Consider the following 6,386-nt stretch of genomic DNA (forward strand, 5'->3'; position numbering starts at 1 on the left):
ATCGGAGTCAGTTGCAGTCAAGGTGTAACTGTACGCAGCATCCTGAGTCGCTGCCGTCATCGCCGTCGAACTAATCGTCGGCGCATCGTTGACGTTCGTAACTGTAATGCTAAAGGACTGCTCAGCCGTTAAGCCGTCCGTGTCCGTCACCCGCAGTAACACAGCGTGACTGCCCACATCAGCATTGCCTGGCGTACCACTGAGTAAACCCGTCGCCGCAGTGAAGCTCAACCAGCTCGGTTTGGTCACTGCGCTCAGCGTTAAGCTGTCGCCGGTATCGGAGTCAGTTGCAGTCAAGGTGTAACTGTACGCAGCATCCTGAGTCGCTGCCGTCATCGCCGTCGAACTAATCGTCGGCGCATCGTTGACGTTCGTAACTGTAATGCTAAAGGACTGCTCAGCCGTTAATCCATCCGTGTCCGTCACTCGCAGTAACACAGCGTGACTGCCCACATCCGCATTGCTCGGCGTGCCACTGAGTAAACCCGTCGCAGCGTTGAAGCTCAACCAACTCGGTTTGGTCACTGCGCTCAGCGTTAAGCTGTCGCCAGTATCGGAGTCAGTTGCAGTCAAGATGTAGCTGTACGCCGCATCTTGAGTGGCGGCTGTGATGGCCGTTGAACTAATCGTCGGTGCATCGTTGATGTTCGTAACTGTAATGCTAAAGGACTGCTCAGCGGTTAAGCCATCCGTGTCCGTCACTCGCAGTAACACAGCATGACCGCCCACATCCGCATTGCTCGGCGTACCACTGAGTAAACCTGTCGCCGCGTTGAAACTCAACCAGCTTGGTTTGGTCACTGCGCTCAGCGTTAAGCTGTCGCCAGTATCGGAGTCGCTGACCACTAAGTTGTAACTGTACGCAGCATCTTGGGTTGCAGCCGTCACCGCCGTCGAACTAATCGTCGGCGCATCGTTGACGTTCGTCACTGTAATGCTAAAGGACTGCTCAGCCGTTAAGCCATCTGTGTCCGTCACTCGCAGTAACACAGCATGACTGCCAACATCCGCATTGCTCGGCGTGCCACTGAGTAAACCCGTCGCCGTGTTGAAGCTCAACCAACTCGGTTTGGTCACTGCGCTCAGCGTTAAGCTGTCGCCAGTATCGGAGTCAGTTGCAGTCAAGATGTAGCTGTACGCCGCATCTTGAGTGGCGGCTGTGATGGCCGTTGAACTAATCGTTGGCGCATCGTTGACGTTAGTCACCGTGATACTAAAGCTTTGCTCAGCCGTTAAGCCATCCGTGTCCGTCACTCGTAAGGTGACTGCATGACTGCCCACATCCGCATTACTCGGCGTGCCACTGAGTAAACCCGTCGCCGCGGTGAAACTCAACCAGCTTGGTTTGGTCACTGCGCTCAGCGTTAAGCTGTCACCGGTATCAGAGTCGCTGGCCACTAAGCTGTAGCTGTACGCCGCATCTTGAGTCGCTGCCGTCACCGCCGTCGAACTAATCGTTGGCGCATCGTTAACGTTGGTGACGGTTATGCTGAAGGACTGGTCAGCGGTTAAGCCATCCGTGTCCGTCACTCGTAAGGTGACCGCATGACTGCCCACATCCGCATTACTCGGCGTGCCACTGAGTAAACCTGTAGTCGCGTTGAAACTCAACCAGCTTGGTTTGGTCACTGCGCTCAGCGTTAAGCTGTCGCCAGTATCAGAGTCAGTTGCAGTCAAGGCGTAGCTGTACGCCGTATCTTGAATGGCTGCCGTCACCGCCGTCGAACTAATCGTTGGCGCATCGTTGACGTTAGTCACCGTGATACTAAAGCTTTGCTCAGCCGTTAAGCCATCCGTGTCCGTCACTCGTAAGATGACAGCATGACTGCCCACATCCGCATTGCTTGGCGTACCACTGAGTAAACCTGTCACCGAGTTGAAACTCAACCAGCTCGGTTTGGTCACCGCACTCAGCGTTAAGCTGTCGCCAGTATCGGAGTCGCTGGCCGCGAAGGTGTAGCTGTACGCCGCATCTTGAGTGGCTACCGTCACCGCCGTCGAACTAATCGTCGGTGCATCGTTGACGTTGGTCACTGTGATGCTGAAGCTTTGCTCTGCCGTTAAGCCATCCGTGTCCGTCACCCGCAGTAACACAGCGTGACTGCCCACATCAGCATTGCCTGGCGTACCACTGAGTAAACCCGTCGCCGCAGTGAAGCTCAACCAACTCGGTTTGGTCACTGCGCTCAAGGTTAAGCTATCGCCAGTATCAGAGTCAGTAGCAGTCAAGCTGTAGCTGTACGCCGCATCTTGAGTGGCAGCTGTGATGGCCGTTGAACTAATCGTCGGCGCATCGTTGACGTTCGTCACTGTGAGATTGAAAGCGGGCAGGCTCGCACTGAGCACTCCATCACTCACACTGATCACAATTGCCGTCGTCGTACCGACATCTGCATTGCTCGGCGTACCGCTCAACGCCCCCGTCGCTGTATTAAAGCTCGCCCATAAAGGTCGATTCGTAATATCAAAGACTAAGCTATTACCGTCCGCATCTGCGGCGCTAGGTACGAAGCTATAGAGTGCACCTTGAGCCACGCTGTTTGCAGGTGTCCCCAAAATAGTGGGTGCACTATTCACCACAACATCGAAGGTCCGAGTACTGGTATTGCCCGCATCATCTTCGAGCGTCAGGGTGATGGTACTCGTACCCGATCCCAACGCAGTTACAGTCACACTTCTATTAGCATCGCTTCCTGCCAGCACAACATCCGCAAGTGGAACCGCCGAAGTATCTGAACTAGCCGGCGTCACTAGGATATCTGCCGCAGCGGTGACATCATCGGCAATGGTAAATGCGAGTGCCGATGAGCTCTCACCAGGTTGAATGTTTTGATTATCAATGGCAGAAGAAGTGGGTGCATTCGTATCAAGGGTCACAGATAAGGCGCTCGATGCGATACTGCTATTTCCTGCAATATCAGTAGCAACGGCTGTGATGCTATGGGTTCCAGCACTCACGTTCGTCACGGTGACACTCCAGTCACCACTCCCATCTGCGTTAACAGTGCCAAGCACTCCATCAAGATGGCTGCTAAGGACAACGCTGGCGCCGGCCTCTGCAGTGCCCGTCAGTACCAGAGTCGTATTCTTGGTGATGTTATCCGTTGAACTCACACCTGAATCGCTTGCTGCATCGAGATCAGGTGCAGAAGGTGCGACAGGTGCTGTGGCGTCTTGAGTAATAGTGGGGACATTCTGAGGGGCTGAAACGTTACTCGCAGCATCGCTTGCAACCACGACAAAATTATTGTCACTGTCCGTCGATAATGAAGCACTCAGGGTCCAAGCGCCCGCCACCACAATAGTGTCATCCAACACAGTCGCGTTATCGGCAACACCGTCATTGTTCACGTCGGCATAGAGACTGATTGTCACCCCATCTTCAGCGTGCGTACCGCTGACCAATGTCGTTACCTGATTGGTGCTCATAGCGCCAGAAGGCGTCGTCACTATAGGATCAACGGGAGCCGTCGTATCGACAATCACATCGACACTGCTCCACTGGCTGTAGCTTAAGTCGGCATCATTGCTACCCGCATCCCGCATGGTATCGCCATTGAGCACTATGCCATTAGCATCGACAATTAACCCACTCGCCCCCGTATTGTCACCCGCTTGAACTGTATATCTATAGGTCAGCACACCACTCGCCGCAGACACAAATACAGCCTGACGAGCCACACCATCGATATCGAGCGACAGCGTAGAGAGTGTGCCAGAGACAGTCACATCCTCGGTCAAGGTGACAGTTATATCGATAGTACTGCCGACACCATAATGCCCATCGCTAACGGCGACGAGATCCACTGTAGGCACTGCGGCATCTTTCGATATGGTATCGGTCACGGCTGGGCTAGAAACATTGCCCGCCGCATCGGTCAAGGTGAGGCTCACGGTCAGAGTGCCATCCGCCAAGCCACTCACGTCTATATTGACGATCTGTTGTGACGCATTCGCGACCGCAATAGATCCTGTGACAGGCGTGCCAACACTGCTGGTAATGCTGTAATTTGCGGTCGTTCCCACCTCTGCACTCGCTAAGGTCAGGCTAATCACACTTTGATTGACCAGAGTGACCGATGCCTGATCAAAACTGACGCCCGAAATAGTTGGCGCATCCGTATCGACAGAGTGTGCAGTACCGGCACTATAGGCGCCGAGTGCATTACCCGCATCATCGATAACATCACTCGCTGCATGGCCTACTGTCAAACTGCCCGTACCCGAAATACCATTAACGGTTACCGCAACGCTGGATCCTGAACTGACGGAAACTCCCGAGAGAGTGCCAGATGCAGTACCCGTACTCGCCAGAGCAAAATCATCCGCAGTCAGATTATTCACCGCTTCACTGAAAGCAAGGTTAAATACCACACTGGCATCCGCAGCCGCGGCACCACCAGCGGGAGCCGAGCTGGTTATTGTGGGGATTTGTGTATCGAGGCTGAGCACAAGCGCCGTCGACGCTACGCTACTATTGCCAGCGGCATCGGTCGCGGTGGCCGTAATATTATGCACTGAATTACTGGTTAATAGCGGCGTGGTAAACGACCAATTCCCCGCGCCATCGGCTGTAGTTGTTCCCAACCCACCATCCAAACTACTGGTCAAGGTCACTGTGCTGTTGGCCTCGGCGCTGCCTGTGAGTGTAGGAGTGGTATCATGGGTTAAATCATCTGTGCTACTGATCCCGGAATCGGAAGCCGTAGCAAGATCGAGTCCCGAAGGCGCTAAAGGTGCATCGCGATCGACGGTATGGCTTGCACCACTCGTATAAGCCGCAGTATAGCCATTAGTGCCATCACCATTACCTGCAGCATCTTGGATATTCGTACTCGCTTGCACATCGAGTCTCAGGCTGCCAGTACCCGCCACAGTATTCACAGTCACATCGACACTCGACCCGGATACGGCGGAAACGCTGGCAATATTTCCACTCGCCGACCCCGTTGTCGTGAGGACAAAATCATCGATAGATAGGCCACTGGCCACCTCATCAAAACTCACAGTAAATACTAGGCTGGCCGCATTCGCCGCGGGCGAGCCGGTCACAACAATCCCAGTAACAACAGGCGGCGTGACATCTGCAACGGTAAAGTTCCAATCCGTGGTATTACTAATGCCCGCGTAAGCGTTACCCACTAAGTCTGTAATAGCACTATTGCCGATTTGAATGTAATAACTGGTATTTTCGACCAAATTAGCCGTCGGGTTAATGGTCAGCATGCCACCAGCAATACTTAATTGTCCCGCATGTGAAGTCACATCAATCGTCGCTACCGCCAGATCATCGGCATCATAAATCACGATATTGCCGGTACCGAGTTGAATGTCTTCATTCATGGTCAGCACAAAATTGGCACCGACTGCCACCCCAATATCCCCATCTAAGGGATTCAAACTCTGCACTGTCGGCGCGGCGGTATCGACCAGAACGTCTGCGGTTGAAGCAACCGAATTCAATGTGAGAGTTAAGCCATTGCTCGCACTGTCAAGCAAGGTTCCCCCGTTGGCATCTATGCTTGCCGCCACAGCAATACCGTCGGTATCGTTATCGCCGGCCTGCACTGTATAACTAAAGACTAATTCAGTCGTTACAGAGCCACTCACATAAGTGGCATAACGCGTTGCAACACCCATAGTCAAGGCGATACGCGGTGTACCACTACCCGTATTAACGGTCACATTTTCAGTGGTGCTAACCGTCAAACTCAAGGTTTCGCCTGCCACATAAGTATCATTTGCGGGAACAGCGACACTACTCACAGTTGGTGGTACCGCATCCACTAAGACCGCCAAGGTACTGCCGACCGAATTTAACACTGAGTTCAGCGTATTACCCGAGCCCTCTTTTAAGGTGCCGCCATTGGCTTCTATCGATCCCGCGACCGCGATCCCATCGATATCAAGATCCCCACTCTGTACCGTATAGCGGAAAATGACAGCACTGCTGCCAGAGCCGGAAAGGTAACTGGCGTACACAGTGTCAGCACCGATCGTCAGTGCAATACGTGGCGCCCCCCCCCCGGTGTCGACGGTAATCGCTTCACTGGTATTGACGGTAAAATCGAGGTTTTGCCCTTCCTCATAAGTCGCGTTGGCCGGAACACCTACACTGGTCACGGCTGGCACCACAGTATCCACAACGGCATTGCTGCTATCGGCCTGGGTTCTGGTATTGCCTGCATTATCCGTCGCAGTGACTGACACATTAAGATTGGAGGCATCGATGGCGCCTGCTACCAAGGTATAAGTAGCCGTCCAAGTGCCACTGTTATTGCTTGCCACCACAGCGGCACCCCCACCAAACTGGCTGAAGTCGACCGTTGCAGCACTGATAGTATCGCTGTTATCGTCGCCAATGGCAGAGTTGTCCCAGCTGGCCG

Annotated in this window: 1 protein-coding gene; it reads right to left on the minus strand. The window is 53.7% G+C overall.

Going from position 1 to position 6,386, the window contains the following annotated elements; translation table 11 throughout:
• Positions 1–6,386: beta strand repeat-containing protein (locus L5L98_RS21980; RefSeq protein WP_263143539.1), on the minus strand; the 6,386-nt coding region annotated here is incomplete at both ends.

This window comes from Shewanella sp. SM23 (assembly GCF_025654295.1).
Lineage (GTDB): Bacteria > Pseudomonadota > Gammaproteobacteria > Enterobacterales > Shewanellaceae > Shewanella > Shewanella oncorhynchi.